The following is a 20,773-nucleotide window of genomic DNA, read 5'->3' as shown; positions in this document are numbered from 1 at the left end:
CGACGCGCCTCACGCTGGAACCGTCTTGCTGCCCACGAGCTGGCAGACCGCGTCGGCGGCGCTGCCCACGGTTTCGAACGGGAAGCTGCCGTCGGCGTTGGCGTTGAAGCCGATGTCGATATCGAACTTCTCCTCGATCATGAACAGCAGTTCGACGAAATCGAGCGAGTCGATGCCGAGCGTGTCGATCCGGGTGTCGGCGTCGATGGCCAGCGCTTCATCCCGCCGCACATGACGGATGAAGCCGGCGATCTGGGTGATCACGTCGTCCTTAAGCATGACTTTCCTCTCTCTGCTGCTGTTGCGTCATGGGGGGTTGATGCAAGACCGGCGCAAGCCGCCCTGCTTCCATCCGGAAGACCCGGGAGCAGTTCTGCAGCACCTGCAGGTCATGTGAGGTGATCACCTTGGTCGCCGGATGCGCTGCCAGGTTGGCGATCACGGCCGCGGCGGTCTCGGCGTCGAGATTGGCTGTGACTTCGTCGAGCAAGAGCAGCGGCGGCTGGTGATAGAGCGCGCGGGCAAGCATCAGGCGGCGCCGCTGCCCACTGGAAAGCACCCCGTTTTCCTCGCTGATGACCGTGTCGATCCCGCGCGGCAGTTCCGCCACCGCTTCCAGCAGGCAGGCGATGCGCAATGCCTCCATCACCCGCGCCGGGTCCGGGTCCAGATCGAATGCCGTCACATTTTCGGTGATGGAGCCGTGCATCAGCTTGTCGGCGCCCAGCAGCAGCCCGATGTTGCGACGATAGGCGGTGAGGCCCCACTGTTTCAGCGGGGTCCCGTCGATCTCGACGGTGCCCGTGGACGGCTCGTACAGGCCGGCCAGCATTTTGAGCAGGGTCGTCTTGCCGGAACCCGAGGGGCCGAGGATCGCAACCAGCTCGCCGTTCGCCGGCACCAGTCGCAGGTTGGTCTCGTGCAGGATCGGTTTGTCAGCGAAACCCGCCCGGTAGGTCACATCCCGCAGCTGGACACAGTCGCGGATCTGACGTTCGACCACGTTGGTCTTGGGCTCGGGCTCCATTTCCAGAAAGTCGGCGAGCCGTCCCATGTTGGCGCCAAGCATCGAGATTTCGGTCATCGTCGTCACCAGATTGTCGATCCGGCCGAAGAACAGGGTGCGATAGGTGAAGAAGGCATAGAGCATCCCCACCGTCAGTTCCTGTTTCAGCACCGCCGCGATGCCGAGGTAGAGGGTCAGCGCGGTCCCGATCGCCGTCACGATTTCGACGAGAAGCACCGCGTTGGCCTCCGTCATCTGAATCTTGAAGGTGGCGTTCACATATTGGACAAAGCTGTCATACCAGCGCGACGCCGCCGCCGAGGTGGCGTTTTTCGACTTCAGCGCCGAAATCGCACGCAGCGTGTCGATCATTTTGGCGCGTTCTTCAGACCGGGACTTCAGCGCATCCGTGGCCTGCCGCCGCATGCGCGGGTAAAGGCTGAGCCGGATGCCCACGACCACCAGGAAGATGGACGAGATGATCAGCGCCAGCTTCGGCGCGTAGAGGAACATGATCAGCCCGCTCAGCGTGATCATGATGCCGTCGACCGCGGCTGCCACAAAGGATTTGGTGACGACGACGCGGATATAATCCACCGATTCGAGGCGCGTCGCCAGGTCGCCCGGATGCCGCCCCTCGAAATAGCGCAGCGGCAGCCTGAGCATTTGCCCGACGGCGTTGCGCGTCAACTGGGCGAAGAAGGAACCGCCGACATTGGAGATGATGCGCGTTTGCAGCCAGTCGGCGAACGCCGCCGTCAGCGTCACGAGCAGCAGGCCGATGGCAAGGGCGGTCAGGAGTTCGAGGTCGCTTTGCGGCAGCACCGTGTCGATGGCGGCCTGCACGAACAGCGGCATCAGCATCATCACCATGCTGCCGACGATGGCGATGGCGACCACTTGGACGATGGAGATTTTCAGGCCGTATGTCAGTTCCAGGATACGCGCGAGCGGATAGCGTTTTTCCTGGACGATGGTGCGGAACGTCTCGCCCAGCTGGACCTCGAGTACAAAGCCCGAGAAACTGTCCTCGATATCCTTGCGCGTCAGCTTGCGCACGCCGACGGCGGGATTGTGAACCACATACCGGTCCTTTCGGACCGATTTCAGCACCACGAAATGGTTGCCGCCCCAGTGCAGGATGGCCGGCAGCCTGACCTTGCCGAGATCGGCGACATCGTCGATCCTGTAGCCCCGCACGTCGAAGTTCAGCTGGTCGGCGACCGCGGCCAAGTCGGCGAGACTGAGCCCGCGACGGGTGGTGGGGTAGCTGGCCTTCAATTGCGGATATTCCAGCCGATGGCCGTACCAGCCGGCGATCATGGCAAGGCAGGCGATACCGCATTCGCCGTTGGCGTCCTGCAGGATCAGCGGCAGGCGGCGGCGGGAGAAGGAGAACAGGTTCATCCGATCCGCTCCCGCAACGTGGACAGCGGTGTCAGCCACCATTCGAGCAGGCTTCGCCGTTCCACCTGGATGTCGGCGGTCAGCATCATGCCCACCCTCAGCGAGCGTTCCCGGCCATAGGCCACCACGGAGCTATCCTCTGGCAGGACTTCGACGAGGAATTTGCGGTCGGTTTCCCGGCCATCGGTCGAAAGCGCCTGACCGCTCTCCAGCGAGGCATTCTCGACGCTGACCACCCGTCCGTAGCGCAGGCCGAAGGTCATGTAGGGGAACGCATCATATTTGAGCGAGACGCGCTGGCCGGCCTCGATGAGGCCGATCGCCTTCGATGGCACCTCCAGCACCACGGTCAGCCTGGCGGACGGTCGGGCAACGGCGAAGGCGCGATGACCGGCCTCTATGCGCTGTCCGGGACGCACCGATATGGCGGCAACGACGCCGGCCGCGGGAGCGACGATGGCAACCGCCTGCCGTGCGCGCAGGTCGATCAGCTGCTTTTCGGTGTGCAGGCGTTCGGTTGCGAGTGTCAGCCGGACGTTGACCAGGTCGCGGATCCGGCTTTCGAGCGCCGCCACCCGTTCGTCGCGGGCGCGGCCGATCTCATTGATGGTGAGATCCCCATCCGATGCCTCCTGCAGCAGTTGCATCGACTGCACCCGGGCCTGGTCGACCGCCATCGTTGTGACGATGCCTTCCTTCGCCAGCGCTTCGAGCTGTTCGAGCCGCTTGGCCGCGACCTGCCTGCGCTGCTCGCTGAGCGCACGCCGCGCCGTGGCAGCGGAGGTCGATATGCCAGCGCTGCGCTGCATCTGCGCGATGTGCCCACGCGCCGCCGCGATCGCCTGTTCGGTCTCGCGCAGGCGCAGGTCGACGTTGGCCAGTGCCTGCGTCGCCTGCGTGATCGAAAACAGCGTGGTATCGCCCTGCTCGCTGACGACCTGGGTCCTTGACAGCCGCGCCAGCGGCTCCCCTTTCTCGACGCTCTGCCCCGGTCGGACAAGAAGCTCGGAGATGACACCGCCCTCGTCGGTCACGACGGCGGAAAAGCCGGAGGCCGCGGTGACCTCGCCTCGCGCCGTCTGCACGCGGGTATATTGCGCCAGCGCGCAGAAGGTGACGCCGGCGATGAACACCGTGCCCAGGAAGCCGGACAGCACGCGGTCCATCAGCGGCTGCGCCAGCAGGACCGGAGAATGCATGTTATAGCCGGAGCTGTTGCCGCTGTTCTTCATGCCGGAACCTTCGAACCGCGCGGAACCGGCAGATACTCGCCGAAGCGGCTCCACATGTGCCAGTGATCGGGATAGTCCCGCACCGAGGCGGCGATGAAGCGCGTCATTCTGGCCACGGCACGTGTGCGGGAGGCATCGTCGCGCCGGCCGACATGAAACAGGTCGCCGGTTTCCAGGATGTCGCCGGTCAGTCGCGCGCGCACGCGGAAGAGCATGATCGGCACGCCCGACAGGGCCGCGAGGTCGGCGCCGCCTGTCGCGATGTGCAGCTGGTGGCCAAAAAGCTGCACCGGGTCGCTGCGCCCATAGGATGGTGGCAGGTCGATGAGAATGATGCCGAGCGCGCCCTGCCGCAACCGCTTCACCATCTGGTGAAACGCCTGCGGCTCGTCGGGGGAGAGAAACTCGACATGGGCACCCAGCTCACGCAGCCTGGCGATGGCGCGCGCCTCGTCCGGATCCTCCGTCTGCGATTTGACGATCAGCACCTGCCGCCCCTGGAAATAGCGGTGCAGCAGCCAAACTAGGGCCAGCGAATAGGGGCCGAAATGCATGGTGGCGATCAGCGCGCCCTGCTGCGCGGCAAGCCAGGTCAGCTTGTCAGGATCGTCGACCGCGATATGCCGGGCATCGGCCAGCAGGCCGGGCTTGCTGCGGCTGCCCAATGCCAGCCATTCCATCTGGAACAGGCCATCGTGCAGCAGCGAACGGTAGAGGAATTTGCAACTGTCCTTCGATGAAAGACCCAGCGTCTGGGCACAGGCCGCGACAAGACGGTCATCGGGCCGGCCGACAATATGGCGACCCACGGTATGGAACAGCAGGCTGAGGCTGGCTCGGCGAACCGCGAAGGGATGAATGGCCAGGCGGCGAAGGCTGATGTGAAGGGCGTGCTGGCGCAAGCGCGCCAAGCGATCCAGCAGCCCGCCAAGAGGCAATGGAACCTTCACGCCGCGCTGCTGGCATGGCGTGCGTGAAGAGGGGCGGCGCCGGCTATCCGGCGCCGCCCCTTCAACAGCTTACGACTTGCCGCCGACGGAAGCCTTGACGCTCCAGCCGCCGTTGCTGACGGTGCCTTCGACGCGCCAGTCGATGGCCATCGACGTTGCCTGGCCTTCGAGCGCCTGCGCATCGCTTTGCGCGACGACCCCACCATAGTCGCCGACCGCGTCCTCATACAGCGTGGTCTGGCCATAGCTGTAGGTGCCGTCACCACCGCCCCCGCCATAGCCGCCGACGATGAGTTCGAGTTCGACCAAAGAAAGTTCACGCATGACATCAACTCCGATTTGAGGATCGCCCCGTTCTTTGAACAAAGAAGCGGTATCACTTCAATCGCCCGTGATTGCATCATTGTAAAACCGTTTCGACTTCAGAATCGGATTGAGCCGCAATTGAACCGTTTCTGTGTGGCCTGTCGGTCTGCGCGGTTCCCTTCCCCTCCTCGTCGACCGCTCGGGTGGTCATGCGGAGCGACATGCGCATCTGCTGAAACTGCCCGTCGACCCGGCTGCCGACATAGCGGCGCAGCGTTGCCTCGGCTGAAGGCGAGAGGCTGAGCAATCGGCGCCTGCCATCCTTTTCATCGGTGGTGCTTCGCAGGATGCCACGCTTTTCGAGTTGCAGGATGCTGCGCAGCGCCGTCGTCTGCGCGCCGCCGATGGTGAGGCAGGCCGTCTTCACCGAGATATCGATGGCGCGACTTTGGGCGACCAACAGTTCGAGGAGCAGCAGCCAGCCGCGGTCGCAGAAGCAGTCGGGGACACCGAAATCCGGTCGAGCCCGATAGTCGGCGATCAACTGCTGCGCGGCCGCCGCCACTTTGTCATCCAGGGGCTGCCGCGGGTCGAGCAGATCTGCTGTCGGCGGCTCGGGCTCCGGCAGGGCCGGCTGCTGACTGCGTCGACTGATTTCCTGTGCGAGCCGGACGAAGCGTTCCGCCGACCGGGCAAGCCGGGCGACATCATCGGCAGCGAGTGGCGTTTTCATGATGACGTCCGCATGGTCAGGCGCGATCCTGATGAAATTGTGCGGCTGAAACATCGCCTGGAAGAATGACCCCAAGTCCCTTGCGAGGATGGTGCAATAACAAATGGATGAAACAGCCGATGACTCATGTTGTACGGTGCCCGTCTAGAATCGAATTGGAATGCCGATCAGCAGATGGCTCATCTGATTGTCGAGATGACGGAAATCGAGCCGCACGCCGACCGCGTCTGAGATCCGGTATTCCAGGCCGCCACCGACCGTGAAACTGCTGCCCGAGCTTTTCACATCGTCGATGCCGAGGCTCTGCACGCGGTACCTGTGCCCGCCATAACCAAATGTCGCGTAGGCAAGCAGGCGCGTGGTCACGAAATAGCCCGCCTTGCCCGTCAGACGATATCCCCAGCGCGGTTTCGATGTGTAGAAGGCGCCATCGGCAAAGCGGGCAGTCGGTCCCTCACCGCCCAGGCTGACGCCGGCCTCCACCCCCAATCGGGTCCGCCGTGCGACCGCGAAGTCATAGCCGATGAACGCGCCACCGCCCACGCCCCAGCCGCGATAATATTGCCCGCGTGTCTGTCCTGTCGGGATGTCCGTCTCGGCGATGTAGACATGATGCTCGTGCAACCCAATCTCGGGTCCAGCATAGAATCCCGTCAATCCCAGGCCATCGTCCGCCGATGCCGCAGTATGTGACATTGCAAATGGCACGAAAAGTGCAATAAATGCTGCTGACTTCAGCTGTTTTTGCACTATTGATGCTCCCATTACTGCCTTGGCACTGGTTTGAACCAATCGTTTCTGGCTGTCATTGGGCGATTCCGGTGATTGAAACTCATTTTGAACTGATTGCTGTCTTTCGCAGGGACGGTTGCGCAACTCTTTGATTGTCTTGAGTCTTGTGCGCAGGTGCCGGCCGTCGCCTCTTGGCGCGGTGGGGGTTCAGGCGAGGAAAGCGCCGTTTTCGGTGCCGAATGACGACCGGATACCATCCGAATTGAACGCAATTTACAGGTGGGGCAGCGGATCGTTTTGCTACGCCTGCATCGAAACTTAGGTGCAATTCTCCATGAACGTGCATGACAAAGGCCGCTGCTCGTCTTTGGCCGCAGCGACCAGGCCTGCTGCTAGGGCGAAATGGGTGACGAGACTGTCCTTCCTGCTTGTGGCCCTCCCGTCGCCGGCGGCCGCGGAGCAGTTTCAGGATGCATTGGCCTATGCCTATGCCCATAGCCCGGTGCTCGGCATCGAGCGTGCAAACCTGCGCGTCGATGGTGAGGATGTGCTGGAGGCAAAGGCAGTCGGCCGTCCGCGGGTGAGCGTGCTGACCACCCATACCGAGGACATCGAGCAGGCAATTCCCAGCCAATTCCTTCCCGACCGGACATTGCGGTCCGACCTGGCGGTCAGTGTCCCCTTCTATCGTGGTGGCGCGGTGCGCAATGCGGTCAGGGATGCGCAGGCCCGGTTTCGGGCATCGTCCGAGGACTACAAGGAAGCCGTGGTACAATTGTTCGGCGCCGTGGCCGTCGTGTACAATGATGTGATACGGGACCAGTCGATCGTTCGATATGGCCAGCAGAATGTGAATGTGCTGGAGGCCACCTTGCGCGCGGCGCGGGGCCGGTTCCGCATCGGTGACCTGACGGTGACTGATGTCGCCCAGGCCGAAGGCCGCCTGGAACTGGCGAAAGCCGGCCTGAAAGCCTATCGCGCGCAGTTGATCACCAGCCGCGAGGAATATGTTCGCATCGTCGGCCGGGCACCCACCCAGATCGCCGCGGCGCCGCAGTTGCAGAATCTGCCCGACAGCGTCGGGGAGGCAGTGTCCATCGCCCTGGAACGAAGCAACATTCTGAAGGGTCAACGTTTTCGGGTGGAAGCGACCGAGCACCGGATCAAGGCGGCGCAGGCTGAACGCTCGTTCCGCATCACCGGCACGGCATCGGTGAATTATTTCAACTATCTGGATTCGATCGGCAGGGCCTTGCCGTTCCGGCCGATCATGGACGGCTTTGCCGTTCGGGCCGGCGTGACGCTCGACGTGCCGCTTTATCAGGGCGGATTGCCCGCTTCGCGCGTCAGGCGCGCACGGGCCGAACGTTCGGCTGCCCTGGAGCAGGTGACGGAGGCACAGCGCATCGTCATCGCAAGGACCAGAACGGCCTATGCGAACTGGCGCCTGGCGCTGGCCTTCCAGGCCGATGCGGAAGCGGCAATCGCCGCCAATATCCGCGCGGTGAAAGGTGCCCAGAAGGAATATGCCATGGGTTTGCGAACCCTGCTGGAAGTGCTCGATCTGGAACGGGAGTTTTTGAACAGCCAAGTGGCGCATGCCAGCAGCGAGCGAAATTCGAATGTGGCGGCTTTCGCCCTGCTTTCCACGATGGGGGTGATCGATGCATCCATGCTCGAGGGGGCTGTTCCCGCGGACCGTGACGCGCAACCCTTGCCCAGCCCGCGCGGCAGCTGGAGCGATTGGGCCGACGGCAAGCGCAGCTATGACGCGCCTGGAACCTCCACCATCAATGTGGCGCCCCAAAACGGCGATGTCAGCCCAACAACCGCAGAACCGCGCTGAATACGGCATGAGACCGTGGACCCGCCGACCAAAGGTGTGATGATTGGCCCTTGGTACGGCAAACCCGTTTGCCCGGGCCTCTGCCACGCACCAACCCGGGCAGCCCACAGGATATTCCCGCAGGAGCAGCGCTCCCTATGGGTTGATGCACCCGTCTTGGCAGCTCAGGCGAGCGTCAGGCGTTCGAAGCGGCGGAGGTGGTGGTCGGCGTCGCCGAACTGGCTTTCGATCATGGTGGCGCGCTTGAAATAATGGCCGACCGCGAGTTCGGTGGTGATGCCGATGCCGCCGTGGATTTGAACCGCTGATTGACCAGTGAAACGGGCGCCCTTGGCGATCTTCGATTTGGCGGCGCTGACCGCGGCCATGCGGTCGGCGGCGGGTTCATCGAGCTTCAGCGTGGCCATCAGCGTCATGGACACGGCCTGTTCGACCTCGAGGAACATGTCGACCATGCGGTGTTGCAGCACCTGGAACTTGGCGATGGGGGTACCGAACTGCTTGCGCTGCCTGGCGTAATCGAGGGTCATGGCGTGCATGACACGCATGACGCCGCTGGCCTCGGCGCAGACCGCGGCGGTGGCGCGGTCGACGAGTTCCTCGATGAGGGGAAGGGCTTGTCCTTCGTAGCCGAGCAGGGCCTGCGGGCCGACGTTGGCGTTTTCGAAGAAGAGTTCGGACGCCATGAAGCCGTCGACGGTGGGGTAGTCGCGGCGGATGATTCCCTTGTCCTGCGCGTCCACCAGGAAAAGGCTGACGCCACTGGCTTCGCGGCGCGAGCCGCCGGTGCGGGCGGTGACGAGATAGTGGGTGGCATAGGGCGCGGCGATGACCACGGATTTGTGGCCGTTCAGCGTCCAGCCGCTGCCGTCGGCCTTGGCGGTGGTGGTGAGGTTCGCCAGTTCGTAGCGGCCCTGCGGTTCGGCGTAGGCGAAGGCGATGATGCATTCGCCCGCGATGATGGCGGGGATCAGCGCGTCGGCATGGGCGCCGCCGGCGCGCTCCAATGCGGTGCCGCCGATGACGACGGTCTGGACATAGGGCTCGACGGCGATGGCCTTGCCGAGTTCTTCCATCACGACCATCGAATCGAGCGCGCCGCCGCCGAAGCCGCCGCGGTCTTCACTGAACGGCGCGCCCAGGATGCCGAGTTCGGTGGCGAGCGCACGCCAGATGCCGGGGTCGCGGCCTTCGGGGCGGCTGAGCATCTTCTGCCGGGCATCGAAGGTGTAGGTGTCCGCGAGCCAGCGCGAGAGGCTGTCGCGCAGCATGGTCTGGGTTTCGGTGAAGTTGAAGTCCATGGTCGTTCCGTCCCCTGAATGCTCATTATTGGCCGGTTTGGCGGCACCCACCCCCGCTCGCTGGCGCGAGTCGCCCTCCCGCTCTCCGCTTCGCGGGGCAGGAGGGGTATTTACAGGCCGAGCACCATTTTGGCGATGATGTTGCGCTGGATTTCGTTGCTGCCGCCGTAGATGCTGGTCTTGCGGACGTTGAAGTAGGTGGGCGCGGCGCGGTGGGCGTAGTCGGGGCCGATGGGGTGTTCATTGTCCGATGCGCCGAATGCCCGGAAGTAGGGCGCGCCATAGTGGCCGACGGCTTCCAGCGCGAGTTCGGTGATGCGCTGCTGGATCTCGGTGCCCTTGATCTTGAGGAGCGAGGATTCGGGACCGGGGCCCCTGCCGGAGGCTTCGCCGGCGAGCGTGCGCAGTTCGGTATATTCGAGCGCGGTCAGGTCGATCTCCAGCTCGGCGATCTTGCGCTTGAAGAAGGGATTGTGAATGAGGGGCTGGTCCTCGTCCAGCTCGGTGCGGGCGATATGCTTGATGCGCTCGATGCCGCGCTTGGAGCGAGCGACGGCGGCGATGCCGGTGCGTTCGTGGGCGAGCAGGAACTTGGCGCAGGTCCAGCCCTTGTTCTCCTCGTACACGCGGTTTTCCACCGGCACGATGACATCCTCCAGCCAGACTTCGTTGACCTCATGCTCGCCGCCCAGCGTGATGATCGGGCGGACGGTGATGCCGGGCGTCTTCATGTCGATGAGAAGGAAGCTGATGCCTTCCTGCGCCTTGGCCGCGGGGTCGGTGCGGACGAGGAAGAAGCCCCAGTCGGCATGTTGCGCCAGCGTCGTCCAGGTTTTCTGGCCGTTGACACGGTAATATTCGCGGCCGTCGTCGCCGGTGAAGCGTTCCGCCTTGGTGCGCAGGTTGGCGAGGTCGGAGCCGGCGCCGGGTTCGCTGTAGCCCTGGCACCACCAGACGCTGCCGTCGGCGATCCCGGGGAGGAAGCGCGCTTTCTGCTCGGGCGTGCCGAAGGTGTAGATGACGGGACCGACCATCGAGAGGCCGAAGGGCAGGAGCGTGATCGAGTCGGCGCGGGCGAGTTCCTCCGACCAGATATAGCGCTGCGTGGCGGTCCAGCCGGGGCCGCCATATTCGCGCGGCCAGGCGGCGGCGAGCCAGCCCTTGGCGCCCAGGACCTTGTGCCAGCTCAGCATGTCCTCCTTGCCGATGTCGTCGCCCTCGTCCTGCTTGCCGCGGAGTTCGGCCGGATAGTTAGCGGCGATCCAGGCGCGCGCTTCCTGCTGGAAGGCGAGGTCTTCGGCGGAAAAAGCCAGGTCCATTTTATTCTCCCGTTGGTCGAAGCCGGCTTCGCCGGAGTCGGCGCGGGCCCGCTCCCTCACCCGGCCACCCATAGGATACTGGCGCAGGGTGCCCGGGTGGGGGAGCGGGCCGACATCGACGGTGCCTGTCAAACTAAGGCCCGGTTATCAACCGGAATCATGGCTGCCAAGCTGGCACAAGCGGGAAGGGATTGCTACACGATGACGCAACATGTGGCGATTGCACCAGTTTCCGCTTTGTCCGTTCAGCCGCGCCGTGCGCTTCGCGCTCGCCGAGAAGGGCGTGGTGGTGGAGCTGGTGCCGGTGACGCCGTGGGGCGGGCGCGATGCCCTGGTGGCGATGAACCCGGCGGGGCAGACGCCGGTGCTGGAGAATGGCACGTTGACGCTGTGCGACAGCATGGCGATCCTGGAATATTTCGACGAGACGGTGGAGCGCGCGCCGCTGCTGGGAGCGGGCGCGGCGGAGCGGGCCGAGGGGCGGCGGCTGGCGGCCTGGTTCGCGCAGCGATTCTATGGCGAGGTGACGGCGCCGCTGCTGCGGGAGCGGATGTACAAGCGCGTGGTGACGCGCGAGCCGCCCGACGGCAACGCGATCCGGCTGGCGGGGCGGGCGGCGGAGGTGCAGCTGCAATATCTGGAATATCTGCTCGATCATAACCGCTGGCTGGCGGGGCCGACCTTCGGCGTGGCGGATGTGGTGGCGGCGGCGCAGATTTCGGTGGCGGATTATCTGATGGGCATCGAGTGGGGCGGGCATGAGGCGGCGCGCACCTGGTATTCGGCGCTGAAATCGCGGCCGAGTTTCCGCAGTCTGCTGAGCGACCGCATGGAAGGCGTTCGGCCGCCGCCGCATTATGACCAGCTCGACTTTTAACGGGGCGTTGCGGCGCGAGGCTGAGGGCCAGGGGTTCGTGGCGGTGGGGGTGTGTGGGGCCGACGCGGCGCCGGCGGCGGGGGCGCGGTTGCGGGCGTGGCTGGCGGCGGGGTGCCATGGCGACATGTTGTGGATGGAGCGGCCGGAGCGGGAGAGCCCGCGCGCGCTGTGGGCGGATGTTCGCTCGGTGGTGGTGCTGGGTTTTCCCTATACGCCGGTGGTGGATCCGCTGCGGCATGCCGGGTCGCCGGAGGTCGGCGTGGTCAGCGTCTATGCGCTGGGGGCGGACTATCATGACCTGGTGAAGCGGCGGCTGAAGGCGGTGGCGGGGTGGCTGGCGCGGGAGACCGGGGCCGCGCTGAAGGTCTTTGTCGATACCGCGCCGGTGATGGAGAAAGCGCTGGCGGCGGCGGCGGGGATCGGCTGGCAGGGGAAGCACAGCAATGTGGTGAGCCGCAGGCATGGCAGCTGGCTGTTCCTGGCGGCGATCTACAGCGAGGCGGTGCTGGAGCCGTTCGGCGACGACGGGAGCGTGGCCAGTTGCGGGACATGCAGCGCCTGTATTGCCGCCTGCCCGACGGAGGCGATCGTGGCGCCGCATGTGGTGGATGCGCGGAAGTGCATTTCATACCTGACCATCGAGCATAAGGGTCCTATCCCGCCGGTGTTGCGGGCGGCGATGGGCAACCGGGTCTATGGCTGCGACGATTGCCTGGCGGTGTGCCCGTGGAACCGGTTCGCGCGAGCGCCGAGCGAATTCGTGCCGCGCGGCGAGCTGCTGGCGCCCGACCTGGGGGATTTGCTGGCGCTGGATGACGCGGCGTTTCGCCAGTTGTTCGCGGGTTCACCTGTGAAACGGATCGGCCGGGGGCGGCTGGTGCGCAATGCCGCGGTCGCGGCGGGAAACAGCGGCGCGTTGCGGTTTTTGCCGGCGTTGCGGCGCTTGATGGGGGACACGGACGCGGTGGTGGCCGAGGCGGCGGGCTGGGCGGTGGGGCGGTTGGAGGACTAGCGGGGGGCAAGGAGGGCGAGGCACGTGGCGGGGGCCATGCTTGTGCCGGCGGGGTCGCGGGCGGCGGCATAGGTGGCGACCGGCGTGTTGGGGCGGGGGTAATAGAAGAGGTCGAGGACGCAGGCCTTGCCGGCGAATTGCAGGATGCGCGCGGGGCCTTCGCGGCGGTCGAGGCGGGGGGTGCCGAGGAGGGTGAGGGCGGTTTCGGGAGGCTTGCCGATCAGCCGCTCCATGCCGGGTGGCGGTGGCGGGGCCGCCTGGCGCGCGGGCGGGGGCGGTGCGGCGGGGGTGGTGGCGCAGGCGGCGAGGAGCAGCAGGAGGGGAAGGGTACGCATGATGTGACGTAATGCGCTGGCCTATTCGCGCTGTCCATTGTAGCGCGGCGCGCGGACACTTTCGGGAGCCATGATGAGCGACGATTATGATGTGCTGGCGGTGGGCAATGCCATTGTCGATGTGCTGGCGGCGGCGGACGATGACCTGCTGGAGCGGCTGGCCATTCCCAAGGGCTCGATGCGGCTGATCTCGGCGGAGGAGGCGGAAGCGCTTTATTCGCAGATGGGGCCGGGGCGCGAGGTGTCGGGCGGGTCGGCGGCGAACACCACGGCCGGCATTGCCGCGTTGGGCGGGCGCGCGGCGTTCGTGGGGCGGGTGTCCGACGACCAGCTGGGGCGGGTGTTCGCGCATGACATCCGCGCCGCGGGCGTGGAATATCGGGTGCCGATGAGCCATGGCGGCCGGCCGACGGGGCAGTGCCTGATCATCGTGTCGCCCGACGCACAGCGGACGATGAGCACCTATCTGGGAAGCTGCCAGGAGCTGGACGAGAGCGACATCGACGAGGCGATGGTGCGCGCGGCGAAGGTGACTTATCTGGAAGGCTATCTGTGGGATCCGCCGGCGCCGACGCGGGCGCTGAAGAAGGCGATGGCCGTGGCGCGGGCGGCCGGGCGGACGGTGGCGTTCACCCTGTCCGACGTGTTTTGCGTGAATGGCTTTCGGGATGACATGCTGGGGCTGCTGGGGGCGCATGTCGACCTGCTGTTCGGCAACGAGAATGAGGTGCAGGCGCTGTTCCGGACGACCGACACCGCGGCGGCGATGGCCGAACTGTCGCGGCGGTTGCCGCTGGCGGTGGTGACGCTGAACGCCGCCGGTGCGGTGGTGGTGGAAGGGGACGCGCGGCATGCGGTGCCGGTGTCGCCGGCAAAGCGGGTGCGCGACACGACGGGCGCGGGGGATTTGTTCGCCGCCGGCTTCCTGACGGGGTTCACGCAGGGGCGGTCGCTTTCGGACAGCGCGGTGATGGGCACGATCGCGGCGGCCGAGGTGATCGACCATTATGGCGCGCGGCCGGAGGCAGACCTGAAGGCGCTGGTGCGGGCGCGGCTGGGGTAGGGCCCCCTCCGCCAGCCTGCGGCTGCCACCCCCCCGGCGCGGGAGGGGCTTGAGTCTAGCTTTTGACGGCTTTTTTCGGGCGGCCACCTTTGGCGCCGTTCTGGCGGGCGGCGGCGGTCTTGGCGGGCGAGCGGGCGGTGCCGCCGCGCCTGCCCATCTCGCTGGCCATCCAGTAGCGGGTGCCGAAAATGCCGGCGACGAGGCCGGGAACATAGACGTCGGCATCGAGGCGCGGCCAATAAAGGCCGAGACCGGGCTTGGGAACTTCGATCTGGGCCAGGTCTTCGTCGGTGGCGCCGTGCAGGTCCTGGACCAGCCGGGCGGGGAAAGCAAACAGGCAGCCATTGGTGAGATCGAGGATGATGCGGCCGCTGCCGGCATCATAGCGGGCGGTGAGCGCGCGGGGTTGGGTGGCCAGCAGGCTTTGGCCACGCATGTTCGCCGTGGCGATGTCGGTGTCAGACAGGTCCATGGATACGCTCCCACTCGGCGAGCAGGCGCTCGCGTTCGATCTGTACTTCGGCCATCGCCCGCCGCAGTTCGGTGCGCGAAAGGCCGGCATTGCTGACGAGCCCATGTTCCCGCAGCGAAATCCGCGCTTCGCCGGCCTGCCCGCGAACATGGACATGGGCGGGTTCATGATCCTGGGTATAGATGATGAACCGTAGGCCATGGGCGCGGTGGACGGTGACCATGGCTGAGGAGTAACCCAAGCGGATTGGGTTTTCAAGGATGAATGGCGAGGTCGGGGACATGCCCTCACCCTCCCATGGCTGTGCCATGGGTTCCTCTTGCCCCTCTCCCGAGCTACCCTACGAACAAGTTCGTGGGGACCCCGGCATGCGGGAGAGGGGGTTGGGGTCAGCCCTGGGCGCGGGTGCGGTTGCCGGTGGGGCGGTTGTTGCCGAAGCGGCGCTGGCCGCCGGACGAGGCGCCGGGGCCACGGCCGTTGCTGTGGCCCTGGCCCTGGGGACGGTCGCCACGCGGTGCTGTGGTCATGCTGCGGTCACCGCCGGTGCGCTCGCCGTCGCGCGCCCCCTGCGGACGCTGGCTGTCGCGCGCGACTTGGGGACGCGGTCCGCGGTCGGCGCCGAAGCGGTCGCCCTCGGCGGCGAAGGGGCGGGGGGCGTTGCGGTGCGTCGCCTGCGGCTTGCGGGGCGCGCGGCTGTGGCCGGACCATTCGCGTTCCTCGTCGCGGGGTGCCGCGGCGACGGGGATTTTGGCGAGTGCCGCCGCGGCGGCGACGAAACCGGGGGGCAGCGGCATCGGCGTGACCTTCTGCCGGGTGAGCTTTTCGATGTCGCGCAGGTAGGCGCGTTCATCGTCGGCGCAGAAGCTGAGCGCGATGCCGGCCATGCCGGCGCGCGCCGTGCGGCCGATGCGGTGGACATATTGTTCGGGCACGTTGGGCAGTTCGAAGTTGATGACGTGGCTGACGGCGTCGATGTCGATGCCGCGCGCGGCGATGTCGGTCGCCACCAGCACGCCGATGTCGCCCTTCTTGAAGGAGGCGAGCGCCCGTTCGCGGTGCGGTTGCGACTTGTTGCCGTGGATGGCGGCGGCGCGGATGCCGGCGGCCTCCAGGTGGCGGACGACGCGGTCGGCGCCATGCTTGGTGCGGGTGAACACCAGCGTCTTCGCAAACTCCGGCTTTTTCAGCGTCAGCGTGAGCAGCGCCTGTTTTTCCTTCTGGTTGACGAAGGTCACCTGCTGTTCGACGCGCTCGGCGGTGGTGGCGACCGGCGTGACGGCGATCTGCACCGGATTCACGAGGAAGCGCCCCGCCAGTTCGGCGATGGTTTTCGGCATGGTGGCGGAGAAGAACAGGGTCTGGCGTTTGCGCGGGACGAGCTGCGCGACGCGGCGGAGCGCGTGGATGAAGCCCAGGTCGAGCATCTGGTCGGCTTCGTCGAGCACCAGCACCTCGACGCTGTCGAGCAGCATCGAGTTGCGGTCGACGAGGTCCAAGAGGCGGCCGGGGGTGGCGACGACAATGTCGACGCCGGGCTGCATGGCGCGTTCCTGCCGCGGGATGGGGACGCCGCCGAAGATGGTGACGATCGACAGCTTCATGTTGCGGCCATAGGTCGCGAAGGATTCGGCGATCTGGCTCGCCAGCTCGCGGGTGGGGGCGAGGACGAGCACGCGGGTGGAATATTTGCGGCGGTGCGCCGGGTTGGCGCCGAGGCGGTGCAGGATGGGCAGCGCGAAGGCCGCGGTCTTGCCGGTGCCGGTCTGCGCGATGCCGCACAGGTCGTTGCCCTCGAGCGCCGGCGGGATGGCCTGGAGCTGGATGGGGGTGGGGTTTTCATAGCCTTCGGCGGCGAGCGCACGCACGAGGGGTTCGGCGAGGCCGAGGCTGTTGAAGCTGGTCATGATGGTCTTTCAATGCGGTCCCCGACGGTCTGCCGGGGGAAAAGCCGCCACGCGTGAAGGGGCAGGCCGGGTGCGGCGGACAAAAATCGGGGCCGGTGGCCGGTAGGGCCTGGGTCACGCACCCCGCATCACGCGCCCTTCGCACACCCGTCTTCGCCAGATGGCGTTCGGGGCAAGACGCCTTCGCTGCGGTGCGGCATATGGCATGTCGCATCACAAATGGCAAGACGCGCCGGTTTGCGCCTGTCGGAACCGGCGCCGGGGCGGGGTGGCATCAGGCCGGTTGGGGCCGGCGGCCGCGCCGGGAGGCCACCCCGATCATGCCGAAACCGAGCAGCATCAACGCCCAGCTGTGCGGCTCCGGCACGGCGGTGGCCGGCGTTGGACCGCCGCTGAAGCCGTAGCTGCCGAAATCGCCGGTGGTACAATTGGCGGTGACGATGTTGCTGTCCAGCGTGATCGCCGCCACCGCCGCCACCGCCGCCAGCGCGCGCCCGCAGAGGATCTGCGCCCCTGTCGTCAGCGTGATGCTCTGCGCGGCGAGGATGTTGCCGGCGAAGCGGGTGGACGTTCCCAGTGTCGCCGAACTGCCGACATTCCAGTAAACCGTAGTGTTGGCATTGCCGTTCAGCACCACGATGGAGGAGGCGCTGGCGGTCGTGAGGGTGGAGCCGACCTGGAACAGGAAGGCGGCGTTGGGGTCTCCGGCGGCATCGAGCGTGAGGACGCCGTCGAGCAGGGCCCCGCTGGAAAAGGCATAGGTGCCCGGCGTGAGGCGGGAGAGCGTGCCGCCGGTACCCAGCACCTGCCCGGTCAGGTCCGTCGTCATCGGCAGCGCGGCGAGGGCCGCCCTGGCGATGACCAGATCGCGCTGTGCCAGCATTGCCACGGCGTCGGTCTGGTGCAGCGTGCCGTTGAGGGTGATGCTGCCGCTGCCGGTGATCGAGGTGCCCGGGCTGAGGCCCAGATCGCCGTTGATCGTGGTGGGTCCGGTGTTGGTGACCGTCGAGGCGCCCAGCACGGCGAACGCCTGCGCGGATTGAAGGACGGATACGGCGTGGGCGGACAGGGGGAGCCCAAGCAGCGCAATCGGCGCGATCAGCCGTGAGAGCGACCATATACGTCGCGCATCAGCGATGAGCCGGAAATGTTGCGTTTTCGGGTAATAAGGGGAGAAATTTGCGGGCTTTAGAGCAAGGCGGATCATGCCGTTTCCAGTCAAGAACGCATGCAACTTGAAATCAAAAATAATCCTGATTGATATAAATTATTCAGAAATATTTCCCGTTTCATGTTTTGACGACCCAAATGAAATATTAACGAACATCCTTTGAATTGCAAGGAATATAAAAATGGCTGAAATCAGCATGCGTTAGCGCTGGCATGGTGTTTCGGCCGATGCACATCGGGGCTGGGGCCACGACGTCATCCGGTCATCCGCGGTCGATGAGAGGGGCCAAGGCGGCGATGGCGGCCGCCTCGATATCGGCGCCCGGGGGTGTTTCGATGTCGGGGCGCAGCAGGTCGCGGGGGCGGTCGTGGATGTCGTACACGGGTTCGGCGCTGTATTGGGCGCGAATGCCGCTGCGGTCGAGGGTGAGTGGGAAGACGGCGGCGCCGAGCTGCATCATCGGCGTGCCGATGAGGGTGGCGTTGGCGATTGCCTTCATGCCCATCGGGAATCCTTCGGCCATGCTGGCGCTGAAATGGTCGATGAGGACGGCGACCGGCGCGGTGATGCGGGGGCCGCGCGGGTCGACGGTTTCGGTCCAGGGGGCGGAGAGGCCCTTGCCCTCGCGCCGGCGCATGCGGGCGTAGGGGGTGGGGGTGGCCACGAAACGGCCCATGATGGGGCGGGCGACCGCGGTGTCGCCGCCGCCGTTGCCGCGCACGTCGATGAGGAGCGCCTTTATCGGCCCGAAGCCGGCGATGAGGTCGTCGAAGGCGGCGATGGCGCTGTCTTCGGCGAAAGAGGGGATGCGGATCAGGCCGATGCCGCCGGGGAGGCGGCGCCCGGTGACGGCCTGCGGATCGGCGGGGGCGTTGGGGTTGGGGCGCAGCGTGAGGGTTTGTGGCGTGCCGTCGCGCAGGATGTCGAGGGTGCGGGGGAGGCCGCGCGCGCCGGCGAGCGCCAGGTTGAGGGCGATGTGGTCGGCATGAGGATCGGGGCGGGTGAGGAAGCGGGGGGCGACGGCGGCGGTGGCGCGGGGCAGGGCAATGCCGTCGATGGCGCGGATGCGGTCGCCGGGTTGCAGGCCGGCGGCTTCTGCCTGGCCACGGCGTGCGAGGACGCGGGCGGCTTCGCCATCGGCAACGGCGACGATGTCGTTGAAGGCGCTGCGGCGGGCGCCGTCCGGGGCGTCGGACAGGCGGGTGTGGGGGTCGTAGAGCTCGTCCAGCAGGCGTTGCAGGATGAGTTGGAAGGTCATGTCGTCAGGCGCGGCGAGGGCGTCGCGGCGGTAATGGGCAGCGGCGGCGCGCCAGTCCACCGGTTTGGCGCCGAAATAGCAGTAGCGGCGATCGAGGGTGGTCCAGAGCTCGTCGAAATCCTGGGCGCGGGCGACGTCGCGCGGGGGTTCGGCGGCGGGTAATGCGGCGACGGCGGCAAGCGAGAGGCCAGCGCCGAGCCCTGCACGAAGCAGGGCCCGGCGGCTGGCCGTGACCTCACTCGGCAGGGGCGGCGATCGCCTTTGCGACATGGCTCTTCCGGTAGCCGTAGAGGGCGTAGACGAACAGGCCGATGACCGCCCAGCCGGCGAACATCAGCTCGGTGTAGCCGGAGAGCTGGAAGAAGAGGAAGACGCAGCCGACGATGGCGAGTGGCGCGACCACCCAGACCGCGGGGGTGCGGAAGGAGCGGTGGCGGTTCGGTTCGGTGCGGCGCAGGATGAGGATGCCGACGGCGACGGTGAAGAAGGCGAACAATGTGCCGGAGTTGGAGATGTCGGCAAGCTTGCCGACCGGGAACAGCGCGGCGAAAACCGCGACGAAGGCGCCGGTGCACATGGTGACCACGTGCGGGGTGCCATATTTGGGGTGGAGCTTGCTGAACACGCTGGGGAGCAGGCCATCACGCGCCATGACGAAGAAGATGCGGGTCTGGCCGAACATCATCATCAGGACGACGGAGGGGAGCGCCAGGCCCGCGGCGATGGCGACGAGGTCCCCGGCCCAGCCGTGGCCGGTTTCGCGCAGCACGAAGGCGAGTGCTTCCTTCGACGCAGCGAGCGGCCCGTCGGGCTGCGCGCCGACGCTGCCGATGGCGCCGGCGGCGACCAGTAGATAGATGACGGTGCAGATGGCGAGGCTGCCGATGAGGCCGATGGGGATGTTGCGGTTGGGGTTGATGGTTTCCTCGGCCGCGGTGCTGACCGCGTCGAACCCGACATAGGCGAAGAAGATTGAGGCGGCGGCGGCCGAGACGCCGACGGTGATCATGCTGCCGGTGAGCGGGTCGGTGACGTTCTTCGCGAAGAAGCCGTTCGGCATGAAGGGTTCGAAATTGGCGCTGTTGATGGCGGGGACGGCAAGGATGATGAACAGGCCGAGCGCGACCAGCTTGACGGCCACCAGCACCGCGTTGAAGCGGGCGCTTTCCTTGGTGCCGCGCACCAGCAGCGCGGTGACGAGGAGGGCGATGCCGAGCGCGGGGACATTGAGGATGCCGGGCGTCTTGTCGAACGGTCCGTTGGTCCACATCGGCGAGACGCTGACGTTGAAGATTTCCTCGACCAGGCGGACCATGTAGCCGGACCAGCCGACGCTGACCGCCGAGGCGGCGATGGCATATTCGAGGACGAGCGCCCAGCCGACGATCCAGGCCACCAATTCCCCCATGGTGGCGTAGCTGTAGGTGTAGGCGGAGCCGGAGACCGGGACCATCGAGGCCATTTCGGCGTAGCAGAGCGCGGCGACGGCGCAGACCGCGGCGGCGATGACGAAGCTGATCATCATCGCGGGGCCGGCCTTGGTGGCGGCCTCCGCCGTCAGCACGAAGATGCCGGTGCCGATGATGGCGCCGATGCCGAGCATGGTGAGCTGCGCCGCGCCGAGGGTACGGGTGAGCGATTTCTTCTCGGCGGTGGCAAGGATGTCGTCCAGTGGCTTGACGCGCCAGAACAGCATGAAACTCTCCCTTGTGTGCCCGGGCGATACGTGTCGCGCGGGGCTGATCCCATGGTTCGAGCGTTGGCCGCTTGGGCAGGCGTGGTCAAGCGGTTTTGCGGGGATGAAACTTTGTCGCGCAAGCGATGGACCGGTTGGCCGTTACCTGGCTTG

General features: G+C 66.2%; 21 protein-coding genes. 5 read left to right on the top strand and 16 right to left on the bottom strand.

Translation table 11 applies throughout. The annotated features are described in order from the left end of the window. Positions 1 to 9: 9 nt before the first annotated feature. From H3309_RS12145 to H3309_RS12130, 4 genes are read right to left on the bottom strand one after another with little or no spacing between them, the layout of a single operon-like run. Positions 10 to 279, bottom strand: a complete 270-nt coding sequence (locus tag H3309_RS12145) for an acyl carrier protein (RefSeq protein ID WP_182294959.1) — start codon at positions 277 to 279, stop codon at positions 10 to 12. Next, a complete protein-coding gene (locus H3309_RS12140; RefSeq protein ID WP_182294958.1) occupies positions 272 to 2,455 on the bottom strand; it encodes a peptidase domain-containing ABC transporter in 2,184 nt (727 codons plus the stop codon). The genes H3309_RS12145 and H3309_RS12140 overlap by 8 nt, the downstream gene beginning before the upstream one ends. After that, entirely contained in the window at positions 2,410 to 3,612 is a 1,203-nt protein-coding gene (locus H3309_RS12135) for an HlyD family secretion protein (RefSeq protein ID WP_182294957.1), read from the bottom strand. Before H3309_RS12135 ends, H3309_RS12140 begins: the two co-directional genes overlap by 46 nt. Positions 3,613 to 3,641: 29 nt before the next feature. Further along, complete coding sequence (locus H3309_RS12130; RefSeq protein ID WP_182294956.1) at positions 3,642 to 4,454, bottom strand: LpxL/LpxP family acyltransferase; 813 nt, start codon at positions 4,452 to 4,454, stop codon at positions 3,642 to 3,644. A 3-nt stretch (positions 4,455 to 4,457) separates the two neighbouring features. Between H3309_RS12130 and H3309_RS12125 the strand changes: the two genes are divergently transcribed. Next, complete coding sequence (locus tag H3309_RS12125; RefSeq protein ID WP_182294955.1) at positions 4,458 to 4,622, top strand: hypothetical protein; 165 nt, start codon at positions 4,458 to 4,460, stop codon at positions 4,620 to 4,622. 42 nt (positions 4,623 to 4,664) lie between these two features. Here H3309_RS12125 and H3309_RS12120 read toward each other — a convergent pair whose 3' ends face one another. From H3309_RS12120 to H3309_RS12110, 3 genes are all read right to left on the bottom strand, one after another. Beyond that, positions 4,665 to 4,919 carry a hypothetical protein gene (locus tag H3309_RS12120; protein ID WP_182294954.1) on the bottom strand — a complete coding sequence of 85 codons (255 nt, stop codon included), beginning with the start codon at positions 4,917 to 4,919 and terminating at the stop codon, positions 4,665 to 4,667. Positions 4,920 to 4,995: 76 nt separating this feature from the next. After that, a complete protein-coding gene (locus tag H3309_RS12115; RefSeq protein WP_182294953.1) occupies positions 4,996 to 5,709 on the bottom strand; it encodes a helix-turn-helix domain-containing protein in 714 nt (237 codons plus the stop codon). Positions 5,710 to 5,778: 69 nt separating this feature from the next. Then, on the bottom strand, positions 5,779 to 6,384 hold the full coding sequence (locus H3309_RS12110) for an outer membrane beta-barrel protein (protein ID WP_182294952.1): 606 nt from the start codon (positions 6,382 to 6,384) through the stop codon (positions 5,779 to 5,781). A gap of 388 nt (positions 6,385 to 6,772) precedes the next feature. Between H3309_RS12110 and H3309_RS12105 the strand changes: the two genes are divergently transcribed. Continuing rightward, positions 6,773 to 8,212, top strand: a complete 1,440-nt coding sequence (locus H3309_RS12105) for a TolC family protein (RefSeq protein ID WP_182294951.1) — start codon at positions 6,773 to 6,775, stop codon at positions 8,210 to 8,212. Between the two features lie 164 nt (positions 8,213 to 8,376). Here H3309_RS12105 and H3309_RS12100 read toward each other — a convergent pair whose 3' ends face one another. Both H3309_RS12100 and H3309_RS12095 read right to left on the bottom strand, forming a co-directional pair. Further along, entirely contained in the window at positions 8,377 to 9,513 is a 1,137-nt protein-coding gene (locus H3309_RS12100; RefSeq protein WP_182294950.1) for an acyl-CoA dehydrogenase family protein, read from the bottom strand. A gap of 110 nt (positions 9,514 to 9,623) precedes the next feature. After that, positions 9,624 to 10,832 carry an acyl-CoA dehydrogenase family protein gene (locus H3309_RS12095; RefSeq protein WP_182294949.1) on the bottom strand — a complete coding sequence of 403 codons (1,209 nt, stop codon included), beginning with the start codon at positions 10,830 to 10,832 and terminating at the stop codon, positions 9,624 to 9,626. 211 nt (positions 10,833 to 11,043) lie between these two features. Between H3309_RS12095 and H3309_RS12090 the strand changes: the two genes are divergently transcribed. Then, on the top strand, positions 11,044 to 11,709 hold the full coding sequence (locus H3309_RS12090) for a glutathione S-transferase family protein (RefSeq protein ID WP_182294948.1): 666 nt from the start codon (positions 11,044 to 11,046) through the stop codon (positions 11,707 to 11,709). Beyond that, a complete protein-coding gene (gene queG, locus H3309_RS12085) occupies positions 11,690 to 12,721 on the top strand; it encodes a tRNA epoxyqueuosine(34) reductase QueG (protein WP_182294947.1) in 1,032 nt (343 codons plus the stop codon). The genes H3309_RS12090 and queG overlap by 20 nt, the downstream gene beginning before the upstream one ends. Here queG and H3309_RS12080 read toward each other — a convergent pair. Further along, on the bottom strand, positions 12,718 to 13,056 hold the full coding sequence (locus H3309_RS12080) for a hypothetical protein (RefSeq protein WP_182294946.1): 339 nt from the start codon (positions 13,054 to 13,056) through the stop codon (positions 12,718 to 12,720). The genes queG and H3309_RS12080 overlap by 4 nt on opposite strands. Positions 13,057 to 13,126: 70 nt before the next feature. On the opposite strand from H3309_RS12080, the gene H3309_RS12075 reads away from it, so the two are divergent. Further along, complete coding sequence (locus H3309_RS12075) at positions 13,127 to 14,119, top strand: adenosine kinase (protein WP_182294945.1); 993 nt, start codon at positions 13,127 to 13,129, stop codon at positions 14,117 to 14,119. 55 nt (positions 14,120 to 14,174) lie between these two features. Here the strand turns inward: H3309_RS12075 and H3309_RS12070 are convergent, their stop codons facing one another. The 6 genes from H3309_RS12070 to H3309_RS12045 form a co-directional block, all read right to left on the bottom strand. Then, complete coding sequence (locus H3309_RS12070; protein WP_182294944.1) at positions 14,175 to 14,591, bottom strand: DUF2442 domain-containing protein; 417 nt, start codon at positions 14,589 to 14,591, stop codon at positions 14,175 to 14,177. Next, the gene (locus H3309_RS12065) at positions 14,578 to 14,814 is read right to left on the bottom strand and encodes a DUF4160 domain-containing protein (RefSeq protein WP_182294943.1); all 237 of its coding nucleotides are present in this window, start codon (positions 14,812 to 14,814) and stop codon (positions 14,578 to 14,580) included. Before H3309_RS12065 ends, H3309_RS12070 begins: the two co-directional genes overlap by 14 nt. Positions 14,815 to 14,980: 166 nt before the next feature. Continuing rightward, the gene (locus H3309_RS12060) at positions 14,981 to 16,495 is read right to left on the bottom strand and encodes a DEAD/DEAH box helicase (RefSeq protein WP_182294942.1); all 1,515 of its coding nucleotides are present in this window, start codon (positions 16,493 to 16,495) and stop codon (positions 14,981 to 14,983) included. 274 nt (positions 16,496 to 16,769) lie between these two features. Continuing rightward, on the bottom strand, positions 16,770 to 17,702 hold the full coding sequence (locus H3309_RS17365; protein ID WP_182294941.1) for an ice-binding family protein: 933 nt from the start codon (positions 17,700 to 17,702) through the stop codon (positions 16,770 to 16,772). A gap of 226 nt (positions 17,703 to 17,928) precedes the next feature. Then, positions 17,929 to 19,194, bottom strand: a complete 1,266-nt coding sequence (locus tag H3309_RS12050) for a S41 family peptidase (RefSeq protein ID WP_182294940.1) — start codon at positions 19,192 to 19,194, stop codon at positions 17,929 to 17,931. After that, positions 19,160 to 20,620: an amino acid permease gene (locus tag H3309_RS12045; RefSeq protein ID WP_182294939.1), complete on the bottom strand. Its 1,461-nt coding sequence runs from the start codon at positions 20,618 to 20,620 to the stop codon at positions 19,160 to 19,162. The genes H3309_RS12050 and H3309_RS12045 overlap by 35 nt, the downstream gene beginning before the upstream one ends. Positions 20,621 to 20,773 lie beyond the last annotated feature (153 nt).

The organism is Sandaracinobacteroides saxicola (genome assembly GCF_014117445.1).
Classification (GTDB): Bacteria; Pseudomonadota; Alphaproteobacteria; order Sphingomonadales; family Sphingomonadaceae; genus Sandaracinobacteroides_A; species Sandaracinobacteroides_A saxicola.
Note: the sequence above shows the minus strand (reverse complement) of the source record. Positions and strands in the feature narration are given on the sequence as shown.